Below are 15,645 nucleotides of genomic sequence, written 5' to 3' on the forward strand. Positions count from 1 at the left end.
TGCCCATGAAGGCAGCGGTAATCCAGATGGTCAGTCAGGACGACGTGCTGGCCAACCTGCAGCGTGCCGGTGCCCTGTTGGAGCAGGCCGCGTTGGGCGGCGCACGGCTGGCGGTGCTGCCGGAAAACTTCGCCGCCATGGGCCGTAAGGACGCCGCTGCAATCGGCCGTGCCGAAGCCTTGGGTGACGGGCCGATTCTGCCATGGTTGAAACGCACCGCCCGCGACCTCAAGTTATGGATTGTTGCCGGTACCTTGCCCTTGCCACCGGTCGGCCAGCCCGAGGCCAAGGCTCATGCCTGCTCGCTGCTTATCGACGAACACGGCGAGGTGGCGGCACGCTATGACAAGTTGCACCTGTTCGACGTGGATGTCGCCGACAACCGCGGTCGTTACCGCGAGTCGGATGACTACGCCCATGGTGCTCAGGTGGTGGTGGCTGATACGCCAGTAGGACGGCTGGGGTTGAGTGTGTGCTACGACCTGCGCTTCCCCGAACTGTACAGCGCACTGCGCGCGGCTGGCGCGGAACTGATCACTGCGCCGGCTGCCTTTACCGCCGTGACCGGCGCGGCACATTGGGAGGTGCTGGTGCGCGCCCGGGCCATTGAAACCCAGTGCTACCTGCTGGCTGCAGCGCAGGGAGGCACCCATCCAGGCCCACGGGAAACCCATGGCCATGCGGCGATCGTCGACCCTTGGGGGCGTATCGTCGCAGAACAGGCGCAAGGCGAAGCGGTACTGCTTGCCGAGCGCGACATTGACGAACAAGCGTCCATTCGGGCGCGCATGCCGGTGGTATCGCACCGGCGCTTTTTCTCGCAGGGCGCGTTGCGGCCTGCGCACACCTCGGAGTGACTATGAGCCAGATGTTATCCACCGTCAGTGAGCAACTCCTGGCCCCAGGCGGCTTGACCCTGGACAGCCTGCAGAGCGTGCTGGGTGAGTTGGCCGGCCCCGGCATCGACGCCGCCGACCTGTATTTCCAAGGCCAGATCTCGGAAACCTGGGCGCTGGAGGACGGCATCGTCAAAGAGGGCAGTTTCAACCTCGACCAAGGCGTGGGCGTGCGTGCCCAATCCGGTGAAAAAACCGGTTTCGCCTACAGCAACGCCATCAACCTCGAAGCGCTGACCTCGGCAGCCCGTGCGGCCCGTTCGATTTCCCGCGCCGGGCAGAACGGCACGGTGCAGGCCTTCCGCAGTCAGGAGGTGACCGCCCTGTATGCCGCGGACAACCCGTTGGATGTATTGAGCCGTGCCGAAAAGGTCGAGCTGCTCAAGCGTGTCGATGCCGCCACCCGCGCCCTCGACCCGCGTATCCAGCAAGTCAGCGTGAGCATGGCCGGGGTTTGGGAGCGCATTCTGATCGCAGCGGCCGATGGCAGCCTGGCTGCCGACGTGCGCCCGCTGGTGCGCTTCAACGTCAGCGTCATCGTCGAGCAGAATGGCCGTCGCGAGCGCGGCGGGCAGGGCGGTGGCGGGCGTACCGATTACCGCTTCTTCACTGAAGAGCGGGTGATGGGCTATGCCCGCGAGGCACTGCGCCAGGCCCTGGTCAACCTGGAGGCGATCCCGGCGCCGGCGGGTACCTTGCCGGTGGTGCTGGGTTCGGGCTGGTCGGGTGTGCTGCTGCACGAGGCTGTCGGCCATGGCCTGGAAGGCGACTTCAACCGCAAGGGCAGTTCGGCGTTCAGTGGCCGCATCGGCGAAAAAGTGGCATCGAGCCTGTGCACCATCGTCGACGATGGCACCCTCGAAGGCCGCCGTGGCTCGCTGAGCGTGGATGACGAAGGCACGCCGACCGAATGCACCACGCTGATCGAGAACGGCGTGCTCAAAGGCTATATGCAGGACAAGCTGAACGCGCGCCTGATGGGCATGGCGGTGACCGGCAACGGCCGCCGTGAATCCTACGCGCACCTGCCGATGCCGCGCATGACCAACACCTACATGCGCGCCGGCGAAAGCGACCCGCAGGAAATCATCGCGTCGGTGAAGAAGGGTATCTACTGTGCCAACCTCGGTGGTGGCCAGGTGGACATCACCAGCGGCAAGTTCGTGTTTTCGACCAGTGAGGCCTACCTGATCGAAGACGGCAAGATTACCGCCCCAGTGAAAGGTGCGACCCTGATCGGTAACGGTCCTGAGGCGATGAGCCGGGTGTCGATGGTCGGTAACGACCTGGCGCTGGACAGCGGGGTAGGGACGTGCGGCAAGGACGGGCAGTCGGTGCCGGTGGGGGTAGGGCAGCCTACCTTGAAACTGGATGCGATTACCGTGGGTGGTACCGGGGCGTGATGGCTTCGGGAACCGTTGTGGGAGCAGGCATGCCCGCGAAGCAGGCGACGCGGTGCATGGCACCGGCTTCGCCGGTGTTCGCGGGCGGGCCCGCTCCCACAGGGTCCCGGTCTGTCAACGCAACCCGCGCTGCAACTCGTCGAGGTCGCGGATGTACTTGAACACCTTGCGCGCGGCGGCAGGCGGCTTGTTCCGGGCCTTCTCGTGCTGGGCATGGCGCACCAGCGAGCGCAGCTGCTGGCGGTCGGTGTCGGGGTACTCGTTGACGAAGCGCTCGAGGTCCTCGTCGTTGCCGTCGATCAACCGGTCACGCCAGCGCTCGAGGCTGTGGAAACGCTCGTTGTACTGGCGGGTCGAGCTGTCCATCTGCTCAAGCAAGGCATGGATGGCATCCAGGTCCTGCACGCGCATCAGCTTGCCGACAAACGACATGTGGCGTTTACGGGCACCATGAGCGGTGTGCTTGCTGGCCTCGGCCAGGGCCTTGCGCAGCTCGTCGGTCAACGGCAGGCGGGCCAGGGTATCGGCTTTGAGCGTGGTAAGGCGCTCGCCGAGTTCGACCAGCTCATGCAGTTCGCGCTTGATCTGGGTTTTGCTTTTTTCGCCGTCGAAGGCGTCGTTGTTTGAATCAACCATGGTGGCAGTCCGCTAGAAATCGCCGCCATGATAACCAGTCGGGGGCCGCTTGTCCGGCCCGGTCGTAGAATGACCCCAAGCCGTACGCAGAATTTGAGTGGAGAAAACCATGAGTGCAGTCCAGAGCGTGGGTCCGAAGGACCTGCCAGCATTGCAGGAGCAGGTCGAGGCGATCATCGCCGAGGCGCGCCGCCAGGGGGCCAGTGCCTGCGAAGTGGCGGTGTCGCTGGAGCAGGGCTTGTCCACCACGGTACGCCAGCGTGAGGTTGAAACGGTCGAGTTCAACCGTGACCAAGGTTTTGGCATCACCCTTTATGTGGGCCAGCGCAAAGGCTCGGCCAGCACGTCGGCCAGTGGCCCGGACGCGATCCGTGAGACTGTCGCTGCTGCCCTGGCGATTGCCAAGCATACCTCCGAGGACGAATGTTCCGGCCTGGCCGACGCAGCGCTGATGGCTCGCGACATCCCCGACCTGGACCTGTATCACGACTGGGATATCGAACCGGAAAAGGCCATCGAGATGGCCCTGGCATGCGAGGCCGCGGCGTTCGATGCCGACCCGCGCATCCTCAACGCCGACGGCACTACCCTCAATACCCACCAGGGCTGCCGTGTGTATGGCAACAGTCATGGTTTCATTGGCGGTTATGCTTCGACCCGGCACAGCTTGAGCTGCGTGATGATCGCCGAAGGCGACGGGCAGATGCAGCGCGACTACTGGTATGACGTGAACCGTCAAGGCAACCTGCTGGCCGACCCGCGCAGCATCGGTGTACGCGCAGCCCAGCGTGCCGCCAGCCGGCTGGGCGCGCGCCCGGTGCCCACCTGCGAGGTGCCTGTGCTGTTTTCTGCCGAGCTGGCCGGTGGCCTGTTCGGCAGCTTCCTCTCCGCAATTTCCGGCGGCAACCTGTACCGCAAGTCGTCGTTCCTCGAAGGTACCATCGGCCAGCGCCTGTTCCCTTCCTGGCTGACCCTCGACGAGCGTCCGCACATTCCGCGCGCGTTGGGCAGTGCTGCGTTCGACGGAGATGGGCTGGCCACCTACGCCAAGCCGTTCGTCGACAAAGGCGAGCTGGTGTCGTACCTGCTGGGGACCTATTCCGGGCGCAAGCTGGGCTTGCCAAGCACGGCCAACTCCGGTGGCGTGCACAACCTGTTCGTCACTCACGGCGTCGAAGACCAGGCCGCATTGATCCGCCGTATGGGCCGCGGGTTGCTGGTGACCGAGTTGATGGGTCACGGGCTGAACATGGTGACGGGGGATTATTCCCGTGGTGCGGCTGGCTTCTGGGTCGAGAATGGCGAGATCCAGCATGCCGTTCAAGAAGTGACCATCGCCGGCAATATGAAAGATATGTTCCAGCAGATTGTGGCGATCGGTAACGATCTTGAAACTCGCAGCAATATCCACACAGGGTCGGTGCTGATCGAGCGGATGACGGTCGCGGGTAGCTGATTGCCGCCAGAAATGCCCAGTGGCACCGAAGACCCGGCCATCGCGCCGGGTTTTTCTTTCACCATTGTCTACTTGAAGTGATTCTAGTTATCACTTAATAATGAATATCATTATCCAGTCACCCGGCGATGATGTTCATGAAACCCGTCCTCCGCGAACTGCCCTACCTGGAAAACTGGCGCTGGCTCAGTCGGCGCATCCGCTGCGCGCTCGAGCCCGACGAGCCGCGCCTGATCGAACATTACCTGGCCGAAGGCCGCTACCTGGTGTGCTGCACCGAAACCTCGCCGTGGACGGTGGCGCTGACCTCCTTCCGCCTACTGCTGGATACCGCCTGCGACCGCATGCTGCCGTGGCACTGGCGCTGCCAGTGCCTGGACCAGGCCTGGCGTCCGCTGCTGGACCTGCGCAACCTCGACCGCCAGGCGCAGAACCAGCGTTGGCAACCCTACGCCCTGCAGTTGGCCAATTGCCGTCTGCTGCCGTCGATTTCCCCCGATGAACTGATGCAAGGATTTGATGATGAGTGATACCCGTATCGAGCGTGACAGCATGGGTGAACTGCAGGTGCCGGCCCAGGCCCTGTACGGTGCCCAGACCCAGCGCGCGGTCGACAACTTCCCGGTCAGTGGCCAGCGCATGCCAGCCCAGTTCATTCGTGCCTTGCTGCTGGCCAAGGCCGCTGCGGCCAAGGCCAACATCGAACTGGAGCAGCTTTCCGCCGCGCAGGGCCAAGCCATCGTCAAGGCTGTCGAGCAGCTGCTGGCCGAAGACTTCATCCAGCACTTTCCGGTCGACGTGTTCCAGACGGGCTCCGGCACCAGCTCGAACATGAACGCCAACGAGGTGATCGCTACCTTGGCCAGCCGTGTACTGGGTGAGGCAGTCAATGCCAACGATCACGTCAACTGTGGCCAGAGCAGCAATGACATCATCCCGACCACCATTCATGTCAGTGCCGCGCTGGCCCTGCACGAGCAGTTGTTGCCAGCCCTGGCGCACCTGGTACAGGTGATCGAGGCCAAGTCGGCTCAGGTGCACCCGTATGTGAAGACTGGCCGCACCCACCTGATGGACGCCATGCCGGTGCGCATGAGCCAGGTGCTGGATGGCTGGGCGGCGCAGATCAATGGCGCCAAGGCGCACCTCGAAGCCACCCTGCCGAGCCTGCAGGCGCTGGCCCAGGGCGGTACCGCCGTGGGTACCGGCATCAATGCCCACCCACAGTTCGCTGCCGGCTTTGCCCGCCAGCTCAGTGGCCTGACCCAAGTCGAGTTCACTCCCGGGCAAAACCTGTTTGCCCTGATCGGGTCGCAGGATACCGCTGTGGCCCTGTCTGGCCAGCTCAAGACCACTGCGGTTGCGTTGATGAAAATCGCCAACGACCTGCGCTGGATGAACTCCGGCCCGCTGGCCGGCCTGGGTGAAATCGAGCTGCAAGGCCTGCAGCCTGGCTCTTCGATCATGCCTGGCAAGGTCAACCCAGTGATCCCGGAGGCCACTGCCATGGTCGCCGCCCAGGTGATCGGCAACGACGCCACCATCGCCGTCGCTGGCCAGTCCGGTAACTTCGAGCTGAACGTGATGCTGCCGGTGATCGCCCGCAACCTGCTGGAGAGCATCGAGCTGATGGCCAACGTCAGCCGCCTGCTGGCCGACAAGGCCATCGCCACCTTCAAGGTCAACGAGGGCAAGCTCAAGGAGGCCCTGGCGCGCAACCCGATCCTGGTTACTGCGCTGAACCCGATCATCGGTTACCTCAAGGCCGCCGAAATCGCCAAGACCGCCTACAAGCAGGGCCGCCCGATCATCGATGTGGCGCTGGAGCACACCGACTTGTCGCGTGACCAGCTGGAGGCGTTGCTGGACCCGGAAAAACTCACCGCCGGCGGTATCTGACACTGCGCCACCGCCCAGGAGGCAACCATGCAGCACTGGAAACGCACCACGGAAACCGCCAACCGCCTGTTCGAACAAGGCGAGCTGGTCGATGCCCGGGAACATTACCTGCAAGCCCTGGCGCTGGCCCAGGTGCTGTTCGAGCGCTGGCATGACGTCGACGAAGCGGTGGCCGCTTTCGTTATCGCCCACCACAACCTGGCCGACCTGCACCTGCGCCTGAACCAGCCGCAGGAAAGCGCCGACTACCTGTGCGCCGTTCACCAGCGGTTGTTGCAGGCCAGCCAGGAGGCGCGCTTGCCGCAGGCGCTGCGTGATGCAGCCCTGCGCCACAGCGGGCGCACCTACACCGAATTGCTGAGTTTCATTGCCGAGTACGGCCAGTACCCACGCACCGAGCGCCTGCTCAACCGCCACAGCGCCGGGGCCAGCGAACTCGCTGCCCAGCCGGTCGTGGCGCCCAGAACCCATGCCTACGGAATTCACTGACATGCCCCATACCTTGCCTGCATTGCCATACGCCTATGACGCGCTGGAGCCGCACATCGACGCCCAGACCATGGAAATTCACCATACCAAGCATCACCAGACCTACGTGAATGGTCTGAACGCCGCAATCGAAGGCACCGAGTGGGCCGAATGGCCGGTGGAAAAGCTGGTCGGCGTGGTCAAACAACTGCCGGAAAACCTGCGTGGCGCAGTGACCAACCATGGTGGCGGGCATGCCAACCACAGCCTGTTCTGGACTGTCATGTCGCCACAGGGCGGTGGCGAGCCAGTAGGCCAGTTGGCGCAGGCTGTCACTGCGCAACTGGGCGGTTTCGAGGCTTTCAAGGAGGCTTTCACCAAGGCCGCGTTGACCCGCTTCGGCAGCGGCTGGGCCTGGCTCAGCGTGACGCCACAGAAAACCCTGGTGGTTGAGAGCAGTGGCAACCAGGACAGCCCGCTGATGCACGGCAATACGCCGATCCTGGGCCTGGACGTGTGGGAGCACGCCTACTACCTCAAGTACCAGAACCGTCGTCCGGAATACATCGGTGCCTTCTACAACGTCATTGACTGGGCGCAAGTGGAACGCCGTTACCTCGAAGCCCTGAAGTGAGTCGGACCGGTATGCGCTCTGAGGTAATGTCTGTCAGCAGTGTGCGCCTGTTCCGCCTGGCGCTTGGGACTTTGTTGTTGCTGGCCGGCACCGCGCTGCTGGTGGCGCGTGGCCTCGCCTGGCTGGACCTGGAGCCGCGCATGCTGCGCGCCCTGGAGGGCGGTGCTTTGTGTGCACTGGGCACGGCACTGGGCGCAGTACCGGTACTGGTCATTCGCAACATGCCCGTGGCGCTGGCTGATACGCTGTTGGGCTTCGGTGCCGGCGTGATGCTGGCGGCCACTGCATTCTCCCTGATCATTCCAGGCCTGGATGCAGCCCAGGCTATCGGCTTCAGCCCTTGGGGGGCAGGGGGCCTTATCAGTTTCGGCCTCATGTTCGGGGCGTTGTGCCTGTTCCTGGTCGATCTCAAGGTGTCCGGTGCTTCGCCGGAGGCCTTGGTTGGCACGGAGAACCAGCCGGTCATTGCTGCGCGCATCTGGCTGTTCGTGATCGCGATCATTGCCCACAACATCCCTGAAGGCATGGCCATTGGCGTGTCGGCCGGGGGCGGCATGGCCGACGCCGACAGCTTGGCCATGGGCATTGCCTTGCAGGACGTGCCTGAGGGGTTGGTGATTGCGCTGGTGCTGGCAGGGGCGGGTATGCCGCGTTTCAAAGCCTTTCTGATCGGCGCAGCCTCAGGGCTGGTCGAGCCGGTGGCGGCGGTGATCTGCGCCTGGCTGGTGAATGTTGCCGAACTGCTGCTGCCGCTGGGCCTGGCCTGTGCGGCGGGGGCGATGCTGCTGGTGGTCACCCAGGAAATCATCCCCGAATCGCGGAGCAACGGTCATCATCGCCTGGCCAGCCTGGGATTGTGTATCGGCTTCTGTCTGATGATGGTGATGGATACCGCGCTTTCGTGATTGGGCGGCAGTGTTCGTCTGGAGATTTTCAGCGCCTGTGAGATCGAGCGCCGCCCGCGCGGCGCATCGCGAGCTAACGCTCGCTCCTACGTTTGTTTCGGGCCAATTTGTCCTGTGGGATTTACGCGCGCCACCTTGACGCATGGCGCGATATTGCGTCGTAAAGACACGGCGGGTCGCGCACATCTGTCCCAGGCATGACTGGCCCGAAACAAACGTAGGAGCGAGCGTTAGCTCGCGATGCGCCGCGCGGGCGGCGCTCGATACAACAGGCGCTGAAAGTGTTCTGTCGGGCCCTGCAGCTTACTCGCCTTCGTCGAAGAAGTTGTTGATCAGCTCGACCAGTGCATCCATGGCGTCGTTGTCCTGCTCGCCTTCGGTATGCAGATGCACCTGGGTGCCTTTGCCGGCAGCCAACATCATCACCGCCATGATGCTCTTGCCATCCACCAGCTTGTCCGGCGCACGACCAACCCGCACCTGGCAGGGGAAGCGGCCGGCCACGCCGACGAACTTGGCTGCCGCCCGGGCATGCAGGCCCAACTTGTTGATGATGGTGATTTCGCGGGCGGGCATCGTGGGGCGGATCCTTGGGCTAGAGGTCGCGGTGGCGGACCTGGACGTTTTTCAGGGTTTGTTGCAACTGTTGGCCAAGGCGTTCGGTGATGTAGACCGAACGGTGGTGGCCGCCAGTGCAGCCGATGGCAATGGTGACGTAGGCACGGTTGCTGGCGGCGAAGCGTGGCAACCATTTGAGCAGATAGGTGGAAATGTCGTTGTACATGTCTTCGACATCCGGCTGTGCGGCCAGGTAGTCGATCACGGGCTGGTCGAGGCCCGAGTGTTCACGCAGCTCTGGCTTCCAGTAGGGGTTGGGCAGGCAGCGCACGTCGAACACCAGGTCGGCGTCGACCGGCATGCCGCGCTTGAAACCGAACGACTCGACCAGGAACGCCGTGCCAGGCTCGGGTTGGTTGAGCAGGCGCAGCTTGATCGAGTCACGCAGCTGGTACAGGTTCAGGCTGGTGGTGTCGATCTTCAGGTCGGCCAGGTCGGCGATTGGCCCCAGCAAGTCGCTTTCCACCCGGATGGCTTCGGCGAGCGAACGATTGGCGTTGGTCAGCGGGTGGCGTCGGCGGGTTTCCGAGAAGCGCTTGAGCAGCATGTCTTCGTCGGCGTCCAGGAACAAGACATCGCACTGGATGTTCCGCGAGCGGGCTTCTTCGAGCAGTTCAGGGAAGCGCGTCAGGTGGCTGGGCAGGTTGCGTGCGTCGATCGACACGGCAACCTTGGGCTGCAGCAGTTCGGTGTTGATCAGTGCGTCTTCCGCCAGCTGCGGCAGCAGCCCGGCGGGCAGGTTGTCAATGCAGTAGAAACCGTTGTCTTCCAGGACATCGAGGGCGGTGCTCTTGCCGGAGCCGGACCGGCCGCTGACAATGATCAGGCGCATGTTCAGTGCTCGTTCTGTACGTCCAGGACAACCTGGAACAGGGCCTCACTGCTGGTGGCCGCACGCAGCCGATCACGGACCTCCTTGCGATCGAGCATGCTGGCGATTTGACGCAGCAGTTCCAGATGCGCATCGGTGGCGGCTTCAGGCACCAGCAGGACGAACAGCAGGTCCACCGGCGCGCCATCGATGGCGTCGTAATCGATAGGGGCTTCCAGGTGCAGCAGGGCGCTGACTGGAGCAGAACATCCTTCAAGCCGGCAGTGCGGGATGGCGATGCCATTGCCGAAGCCGGTGGAACCGAGTTTTTCCCGAGCGACCAGCTTTTCGAAGACGTCTTGCATCTCCAGTTCTGGCACTTGTTCGGCGATGACGGTGGCGACCTTTTCCAGGGCGCGCTTCTTACTGCCGCCCGGCACGTTCACGAGGGAACGGCCGGGGGTCAGGATGGTTTCAAGTCGGATCATGGATGAGGGGGATCAGCGGGCAGCTGCACCTTGCAGCAGGCTTTGCTGTTTTTCCTTGTGTTTTTTCAGTTGGCGGTCGAGCTTGTCGGCCAAGGCGTCGATCGCTGCATACATGTCTTCGTGTTCGGCGTTGGCTACCACTTCGCCGCCAGGAATCTGCAGGGTCGCCTCGACCTTCTGCTGCAGCTTCTCGACTTTCATGATGACCTGCACGTTGGTGATCTTGTCGAAGTGACTTTCCACGCGAGCGAGCTTTTCAAGCACATAATCGCGAAGTGGCTGGGTGACTTCTACATGCTGTCCACTGATATTGACTTGCATACAGCTTCTCCTTTGTTGCCCGTGCATAAAGAGGCAGATCTTGCACCTGCCCCACAAACGCTGTGGCACATCTCAGGGGCTACATCAGTCGCTTGCGCTCGCTCGACGGTGCGATGCCGAGGGACTCGCGGTACTTGGCGACGGTGCGACGGGCTACCTGGATGCCTTGTGCCTCCAGTAAACCAGCGATCTTGCTGTCACTCAATGGCTTTTTCTGATTTTCCGCCGCAACCAGTTTCTTGATGATCGCGCGGATCGCCGTGGACGAGCATTCTCCGCCTTCGGAGGTGCTGACGTGGCTGGAGAAAAAGTATTTCAGTTCGTAGATGCCACGCGGTGTGTGCATGTATTTCTGCGTGGTAACCCGGGAAATGGTCGACTCGTGCATGCCCACCGCTTCGGCGATGTCATGCAGCACCAACGGCTTCATCGCTTCGTCGCCGTGGTCGAGGAAGCCGCGCTGGTGCTCGACGATCTGCGTGGCAACCTTCATCAGGGTTTCGTTGCGGCTTTGCAGGCTCTTGATGAACCAGCGCGCTTCCTGCAGTTGGTTGCGCATGAAGGTGTTGTCGGCGCTGGTGTCGGCGCGGCGCACGAAGCCCGCGTACTGTGGGTTGACGCGCAGGCGTGGGATGGCTTCCTGGTTCAGCTCTACCAGCCAACGCTCGCTGTCCTTGCGCACGATCACGTCAGGCACCACGTACTCGGGTTCGCTGGACTCGATCTGCGAACCGGGGCGCGGGTTGAGGCTTTGCACCAGCTCGATGACCTGGCGCAGCTCGTCTTCCTTGATTTTCATGCGCCGCATCAGCTGGCTGTAGTCGCGGCTGCCGAGCAGGTCGATGAAATCGGTGACCAAGCGCTTGGCTTCGGTCATCCACGGGGTATTGGCGGGTAACTGGCGCAGTTGCAGCAGCAGGCATTCGCCCAGGTTGCGAGCGCCTACGCCTGCGGGCTCGAACTGCTGGATACGGTGCAGTACCGCTTCGACTTCGTCCAGCTCGATATCCAGCTCCGGGTCGAAGCCCGCGCAGATTTCTTCGAGGGTGTCTTCCAGGTAGCCCTGGCCGTTGATGCTGTCGATCAGGGTGACGGCGATCAGGCGGTCGGTATCGGACATCGGCGCCAGGTTCAGCTGCCACAACAGGTGGCTTTGCAGGCTCTCGCCGGCCGATGTGCGGGTGGTGAAGTCCCACTCGTCGTCATCGTTGCTCGGCAGGCTGCTGGCGCTGGTCTGGTAGATGTCTTCCCAGGCGGTATCGACCGGGAGCTCGTTGGGGATGCGCTCGCTCCACTCGCCATCTTCCAGGTTGTCGGCACTGACCGTGCTTTCCTGGAAGCTGTTGTCCTGTACTTCGGCGGCCGGCTTGTTCTCGGCGTTGTCCGCCATCGGGTCGCTGTTGTCGAAGTCGTCGCCGTCTTCCTGACGTTCGAGCATCGGGTTCGATTCCAGCGCTTCCTGGATTTCCTGTTGGAGGTCCAGGGTGGAAAGCTGGAGCAGACGGATGGCCTGTTGCAACTGCGGTGTCATCGTCAGTTGCTGGCCCATTTTTAGGACGAGCGATGGTTTCATGGCAGGGGCTTAATACCTTGTTCGCCGGCGCGCATGCGCCATCCACTACACGAGGGCGCCGAGGCGCCAGATCAAGCAAGTTTTATGCCTTAAATTGTAGCGTTTGCCTAGAGTACCGTAACAACTTTACCCGCAGTTTCAGGGCTATTTGCCAGTACTCTAGACGCGTCTAGGGTCAGAGGCGGAACTCGTGGCCCAGGTACACCTCTTTGACCAGGTCGTTGGCCAGGATGGTTTCGGCGTCGCCTTCGGCGATCAACCGGCCATCGTTGACGATATAGGCGGTTTCGCAGATATCCAGGGTCTCACGCACGTTGTGGTCGGTGATCAGTACACCGATACCTTTGGCCTTGAGGTGGTGGATGATCTGCTTGATGTCGCCGACCGAAATCGGGTCGACACCCGCGAACGGTTCGTCCAGCAGGATGAACTTGGGTGCGGTCGCCAGGGCGCGGGCAATCTCGACGCGGCGGCGTTCACCGCCGGACAGGCTCATGCCGAGGTTGTCGCGGATGTGGCTGATGTGGAATTCCTGCAGCAGGCTTTCCAGCTCCTTGCGGCGGCCTTCGCGGTCGAGGTCCTTGCGGGTCTCGAGGATGGCCATGATGTTGTCGGCTACCGACAGCTTGCGGAAGATCGAGGCTTCCTGCGGCAGGTAGCCGATACCGGCGCGAGCACGGCCGTGCATGGGCTGGTGGCTGACATCGAGGTTGTCGATCAGTACCCGGCCCTGTTCGGCCTGGACCAGCCCGACAATCATGTAGAAGCAGGTGGTCTTGCCGGCGCCGTTGGGGCCGAGCAGGCCGACGATCTGGCCGCTGTCGATCGACAGGCTGACATCACGTACCACCTGCCGGCCCTTGTAGCTCTTGGCCAGGTGCTGGGCTTTGAGGGTTGCCATTTACTCGGCCTTCTTCTTGGGCTGGATCACCATGTCGATACGCTGACGCGGTGTAGTCACGTTGCCACCGCGACCGGCGGTCGCCACCTGGGTCTGGGTGTTGTAGACGATCTTCTCGCCTTCGGTGGTGTTGCCTTCGTTCTCGACCTTGGCCCGATCGGTGAGGATCACCAGGTCTTTCTGCGACTGGTACTGGATGGTCACGCCCCAGCCTTTCATCTTGTCCGGCTTGGCCGCGCTCTGCTGCTGCTCGAAGTAGGCCAGGTTGCCCACCGAGGTCACCACGTCGATATCGCCGGAAGCGGAGCGGGTGATGGTCACGGTGTTGCCTTTGATCATCATCGAACCCTGGGTGATGATCACGTCGCCGGTGTAGGTGGCCACGCCTTGCTTGTCATCCAGGTGGGCGTTGTCGGCCTGGATGCGGATAGGCTGGTCACGGTCATTCGGCAGGGCGAGGGCGCTCGCGCTTCCCAGTGCTGCGCTCAGGCTGAGCAAAAGGGGGAGGGTTTTAACGAGCCTCATACTGTCCTCTTACGTTAGAGAGCAAGTCCATCTTGCCTTCTTTCAAATACGCTTTCATTCCTTTGCCCGTAGTCGTGCCACCGGCGCCGTCGATTCTAACGGCTTGCTCGGTCTGCGCATATTGCTTCTGCGGGAACACGGTCATGCGTGAGCTGGTGATGATGGTTTCACGCTGCTTTTCGTCGGTGCGGGCAACCCGTACCTTGTCGATCAGTTCGACCTCGGTGCCGTCCGGGTTGACCTCGGCGCGGGTACTCTGCACATGCCATGGGTATTCGGTGCCGCGGTACATGTGCAGATCCGGCGTGGTCAGCAGGGTGATTTCGCTGGCCTTGAGGTGCTCGACCTTGTCGGCGGTCATTTCGTATTGCAGCTTGCCGTCGGGCAGGAACTGCACGCTGTGGGCGTTGATCGCGTAGTAGTCGATGGCGCTTTCGTCGACTTGGGCCACCGGCTTGTCGAGGAAGCTTTCCGGGCTGACATTCCAGTAGCCAATGGCTACCAACAGGGCGGCGATCGCCCCGAGCAGCACAATGTTTCGGGCTTTCTTGCTGAACATGGGCAGCCTTACAGGTAGTTGGCGTTGGCAGCGTCCAGGGTGCCCTGGGCCTGCATGATCAGTTCGCAGAATTCACGGGCCGCGCCTTCGCCACCACGTGCCTGGGTCACGCCGTGGGCGTGCTCGCGTACGAAGGGTGCGGCGTTGGCTACAGCCATGCCCAGCGCTACCCGGCGAATCACCGGCAGGTCGGGCAGGTCGTCCCCCAGGTAGGCTACTTGATCATAGCTTAGGCCCAGTTCGGCGAGCAGGCCGTCAAGCACAACCAATTTATCCTCGCGGCCTTGGTACAGGTGGGGGATGCCGAGGTTCTTCGCCCGGCGTTCGACCACCGGGGTCTTGCGGCCGCTGATGATGGCGGTGGTGACGCCCGAGTTCATCAGCATCTTGATGCCCTGGCCGTCGAGGGTATTGAAGGTCTTGAACTCGCTGCCGTCCTCGAGGAAGTACAGGCGCCCGTCGGTGAGCACGCCGTCCACGTCGAAAACTGCCAGCTTGATGCCTTTGCCGCGTTGCATGAGGTCCTGGTTCATTCCATCGCTCCTTTACATTACGCCGGCGCGCAGCAGGTCATGCATGTTCAGGGCGCCGGTCGGGCGGTCCTCGCGGTCCACCACCACCAGGGCGCCGATCTTGTGGTCTTCCATGATCTTCAGGGCTTCGGCGGCGAGCATTTCGGCGCGCGCGGTCTTGCCATGAACGGTCATGACCTGCTCGATCAGGGTGGTGTGCACATCGATGTTGCGGTCCAGGCTGCGGCGCAGGTCACCGTCGGTGAAGATACCGGCCAGTTTGCCATCGGCCTCGACGATCACGGTCATGCCCAAACCTTTGCGGGACATTTCCAGCAGCGCATCTTTGAGCAAGGTGCCGCGTGGCACCTGGGGCAGCTCTTCGCCGCTGTGCATCACGTTCTCCACCTTCAGCAGCAGGCGACGGCCCAGTGCGCCACCTGGGTGCGAGAAGGCGAAATCTTCGGCGGTGAAGCCGCGGGCTTCGAGCAGGGCGATGGCCAGCGCGTCGCCCAGTACCAGCGATGCCGTGGTGGAAGAGGTGGGCGCCAGGTTCAGCGGGCAGGCCTCTTGCTCGACACGGGCGTCGAGGTTGACCTCGGCGGCCTGGGCCAGCGGCGAGTCGGGGTTGCCGGTCAGGCTGATCAGCTTGATGCCCAGGCGTTTGATAAGCGGCAGCAGGGTGACGATTTCGGCGGTGCTGCCAGAATTCGACAGGGCAAGGATGACATCGTCGCGGGTGATCATGCCCATGTCGCCATGGCTGGCTTCGGCGGGATGGACGAAAAATGCCGGGGTGCCGGTGCTGGCCAGGGTCGCGGCGATCTTGTTGCCGATGTGCCCGGACTTGCCCATGCCGACCACGACGACCCGGCCCTTGCTGGCCAGGATCAGTTCGCAGGCCTTGACGAAATTGTCGTCGATGCGCGCCAGCAGGGCCTCTACGGCCTCGAGTTCCAGGCGCAGGGTGCGTTGGGCGGATTGGATCAGCTCGCTGGATTGGCTCATGTCGAAAAAGCAATGCCTGATGAAAAGGCCGC

19 protein-coding genes are annotated in these 15,645 nt (G+C 62.8%); 8 read left to right on the forward strand and 11 right to left on the reverse strand.

Annotated elements, in window-relative coordinates; genetic code table 11:
- The first annotated feature begins 5 nt into the window (after positions 1-5).
- Both ACNFBR_RS03420 and tldD read left to right on the forward strand, forming a co-directional pair.
- Positions 6-857 (forward strand): carbon-nitrogen hydrolase family protein, encoded by an 852-nt coding sequence (locus ACNFBR_RS03420; RefSeq protein WP_416733668.1) that lies wholly within the window; start codon positions 6-8, stop codon positions 855-857.
- 2 nt (positions 858-859) lie between these two features.
- On the forward strand, positions 860-2,299 hold the full coding sequence (tldD, locus tag ACNFBR_RS03425; protein WP_012270646.1) for a metalloprotease TldD: 1,440 nt from the start codon (positions 860-862) through the stop codon (positions 2,297-2,299).
- Positions 2,300-2,413: 114 nt separating this feature from the next.
- Here the strand turns inward: tldD and yjgA are convergent, their stop codons facing one another.
- Positions 2,414-2,935, reverse strand: a complete 522-nt coding sequence (yjgA, locus tag ACNFBR_RS03430; RefSeq protein WP_416733669.1) for a ribosome biogenesis factor YjgA — start codon at positions 2,933-2,935, stop codon at positions 2,414-2,416.
- Between the two features lie 109 nt (positions 2,936-3,044).
- Here yjgA and pmbA point away from each other — a divergent pair, with 109 nt between their 5' ends.
- The 6 genes from pmbA (at position 3,045) to ACNFBR_RS03460 (ending at position 8,297) form a co-directional block, all read left to right on the forward strand.
- Entirely contained in the window at positions 3,045-4,391 is a 1,347-nt protein-coding gene (pmbA, locus tag ACNFBR_RS03435) for a metalloprotease PmbA (RefSeq protein WP_416733670.1), read from the forward strand.
- Between the two features lie 128 nt (positions 4,392-4,519).
- The gene (locus ACNFBR_RS03440; RefSeq protein ID WP_416733671.1) at positions 4,520-4,921 is read left to right on the forward strand and encodes a FagA protein; all 402 of its coding nucleotides are present in this window, start codon (positions 4,520-4,522) and stop codon (positions 4,919-4,921) included.
- Entirely contained in the window at positions 4,914-6,290 is a 1,377-nt protein-coding gene (locus ACNFBR_RS03445; protein ID WP_416733672.1) for a class II fumarate hydratase, read from the forward strand. The genes ACNFBR_RS03440 and ACNFBR_RS03445 overlap by 8 nt, the downstream gene beginning before the upstream one ends.
- Positions 6,291-6,317: 27 nt before the next feature.
- Complete coding sequence (locus ACNFBR_RS03450) at positions 6,318-6,779, forward strand: hypothetical protein (protein ID WP_416733673.1); 462 nt, start codon at positions 6,318-6,320, stop codon at positions 6,777-6,779.
- A 1-nt stretch (position 6,780) separates the two neighbouring features.
- Positions 6,781-7,392 (forward strand): superoxide dismutase, encoded by a 612-nt coding sequence (locus ACNFBR_RS03455; protein ID WP_416733674.1) that lies wholly within the window; start codon positions 6,781-6,783, stop codon positions 7,390-7,392.
- A gap of 11 nt (positions 7,393-7,403) precedes the next feature.
- Positions 7,404-8,297, forward strand: coding sequence for a ZIP family metal transporter (locus ACNFBR_RS03460; RefSeq protein ID WP_416733675.1), 894 nt, complete (start codon positions 7,404-7,406; stop codon positions 8,295-8,297).
- Between the two features lie 303 nt (positions 8,298-8,600).
- Here the strand turns inward: ACNFBR_RS03460 and ACNFBR_RS03465 are convergent, their stop codons facing one another.
- The 10 genes from ACNFBR_RS03465 to ACNFBR_RS03510 all read right to left on the reverse strand — a co-directional run bounded on the left by ACNFBR_RS03465 (position 8,601) and on the right by ACNFBR_RS03510 (position 15,613).
- Positions 8,601-8,873: an HPr family phosphocarrier protein gene (locus tag ACNFBR_RS03465; protein ID WP_003255140.1), complete on the reverse strand. Its 273-nt coding sequence runs from the start codon at positions 8,871-8,873 to the stop codon at positions 8,601-8,603.
- Between the two features lie 19 nt (positions 8,874-8,892).
- Positions 8,893-9,747, reverse strand: a complete 855-nt coding sequence (gene rapZ, locus ACNFBR_RS03470) for an RNase adapter RapZ (protein ID WP_416733676.1) — start codon at positions 9,745-9,747, stop codon at positions 8,893-8,895.
- A 2-nt stretch (positions 9,748-9,749) separates the two neighbouring features.
- Positions 9,750-10,214 carry a PTS IIA-like nitrogen regulatory protein PtsN gene (gene ptsN / locus ACNFBR_RS03475; RefSeq protein WP_015269060.1) on the reverse strand — a complete coding sequence of 155 codons (465 nt, stop codon included), beginning with the start codon at positions 10,212-10,214 and terminating at the stop codon, positions 9,750-9,752.
- 12 nt (positions 10,215-10,226) lie between these two features.
- Positions 10,227-10,535 carry a ribosome hibernation-promoting factor, HPF/YfiA family gene (gene hpf / locus ACNFBR_RS03480; RefSeq protein WP_003255135.1) on the reverse strand — a complete coding sequence of 103 codons (309 nt, stop codon included), beginning with the start codon at positions 10,533-10,535 and terminating at the stop codon, positions 10,227-10,229.
- 79 nt (positions 10,536-10,614) lie between these two features.
- Positions 10,615-12,108, reverse strand: coding sequence for an RNA polymerase factor sigma-54 (locus ACNFBR_RS03485; RefSeq protein ID WP_416733677.1), 1,494 nt, complete (start codon positions 12,106-12,108; stop codon positions 10,615-10,617).
- A gap of 175 nt (positions 12,109-12,283) precedes the next feature.
- The gene (lptB, locus tag ACNFBR_RS03490) at positions 12,284-13,009 is read right to left on the reverse strand and encodes an LPS export ABC transporter ATP-binding protein (RefSeq protein ID WP_012270657.1); all 726 of its coding nucleotides are present in this window, start codon (positions 13,007-13,009) and stop codon (positions 12,284-12,286) included.
- Entirely contained in the window at positions 13,010-13,534 is a 525-nt protein-coding gene (gene lptA, locus ACNFBR_RS03495; RefSeq protein WP_012270658.1) for a lipopolysaccharide transport periplasmic protein LptA, read from the reverse strand.
- Entirely contained in the window at positions 13,521-14,093 is a 573-nt protein-coding gene (gene lptC, locus ACNFBR_RS03500) for an LPS export ABC transporter periplasmic protein LptC (RefSeq protein WP_012270659.1), read from the reverse strand. The genes lptA and lptC overlap by 14 nt, the downstream gene beginning before the upstream one ends.
- An 8-nt stretch (positions 14,094-14,101) precedes the next feature.
- On the reverse strand, positions 14,102-14,626 hold the full coding sequence (locus ACNFBR_RS03505) for a KdsC family phosphatase (RefSeq protein ID WP_416733678.1): 525 nt from the start codon (positions 14,624-14,626) through the stop codon (positions 14,102-14,104).
- A 12-nt stretch (positions 14,627-14,638) separates the two neighbouring features.
- A complete protein-coding gene (locus ACNFBR_RS03510; protein WP_416733679.1) occupies positions 14,639-15,613 on the reverse strand; it encodes a KpsF/GutQ family sugar-phosphate isomerase in 975 nt (324 codons plus the stop codon).
- Positions 15,614-15,645: the final 32 nt, after the last annotated feature.

Source organism: Pseudomonas sp. NY11955 (assembly GCF_048068035.1).
Lineage (GTDB): Bacteria > Pseudomonadota > Gammaproteobacteria > Pseudomonadales > Pseudomonadaceae > Aquipseudomonas.

Coding starts and splice junctions, on each gene's coding strand:
- lptB (WP_012270657.1), bottom strand. CDS start 13,009: ATGGCAACCCTCAAAGCCCAGCACCTGGCCAAGAGCTACAAGGGCCGG.
- ptsN (WP_015269060.1), bottom strand. CDS start 10,214: ATGATCCGACTTGAAACCATCCTGACCCCCGGCCGTTCCCTCGTGAAC.
- ACNFBR_RS03485 (WP_416733677.1), bottom strand. CDS start 12,108: ATGAAACCATCGCTCGTCCTAAAAATGGGCCAGCAACTGACGATGACA.
- ACNFBR_RS03505 (WP_416733678.1), bottom strand. CDS start 14,626: ATGAACCAGGACCTCATGCAACGCGGCAAAGGCATCAAGCTGGCAGTT.
- yjgA (WP_416733669.1), bottom strand. CDS start 2,935: ATGGTTGATTCAAACAACGACGCCTTCGACGGCGAAAAAAGCAAAACC.
- ACNFBR_RS03445 (WP_416733672.1), top strand. CDS start 4,914: ATGAGTGATACCCGTATCGAGCGTGACAGCATGGGTGAACTGCAGGTG.
- ACNFBR_RS03460 (WP_416733675.1), top strand. CDS start 7,404: ATGCGCTCTGAGGTAATGTCTGTCAGCAGTGTGCGCCTGTTCCGCCTG.
- lptC (WP_012270659.1), bottom strand. CDS start 14,093: ATGTTCAGCAAGAAAGCCCGAAACATTGTGCTGCTCGGGGCGATCGCC.
- lptA (WP_012270658.1), bottom strand. CDS start 13,534: ATGAGGCTCGTTAAAACCCTCCCCCTTTTGCTCAGCCTGAGCGCAGCA.
- ACNFBR_RS03450 (WP_416733673.1), top strand. CDS start 6,318: ATGCAGCACTGGAAACGCACCACGGAAACCGCCAACCGCCTGTTCGAA.
- tldD (WP_012270646.1), top strand. CDS start 860: ATGAGCCAGATGTTATCCACCGTCAGTGAGCAACTCCTGGCCCCAGGC.
- ACNFBR_RS03510 (WP_416733679.1), bottom strand. CDS start 15,613: ATGAGCCAATCCAGCGAGCTGATCCAATCCGCCCAACGCACCCTGCGC.
- ACNFBR_RS03420 (WP_416733668.1), top strand. CDS start 6: ATGAAGGCAGCGGTAATCCAGATGGTCAGTCAGGACGACGTGCTGGCC.
- ACNFBR_RS03440 (WP_416733671.1), top strand. CDS start 4,520: ATGATGTTCATGAAACCCGTCCTCCGCGAACTGCCCTACCTGGAAAAC.
- ACNFBR_RS03455 (WP_416733674.1), top strand. CDS start 6,781: ATGCCCCATACCTTGCCTGCATTGCCATACGCCTATGACGCGCTGGAG.
- pmbA (WP_416733670.1), top strand. CDS start 3,045: ATGAGTGCAGTCCAGAGCGTGGGTCCGAAGGACCTGCCAGCATTGCAG.
- ACNFBR_RS03465 (WP_003255140.1), bottom strand. CDS start 8,873: ATGCCCGCCCGCGAAATCACCATCATCAACAAGTTGGGCCTGCATGCC.
- rapZ (WP_416733676.1), bottom strand. CDS start 9,747: ATGCGCCTGATCATTGTCAGCGGCCGGTCCGGCTCCGGCAAGAGCACC.
- hpf (WP_003255135.1), bottom strand. CDS start 10,535: ATGCAAGTCAATATCAGTGGACAGCATGTAGAAGTCACCCAGCCACTT.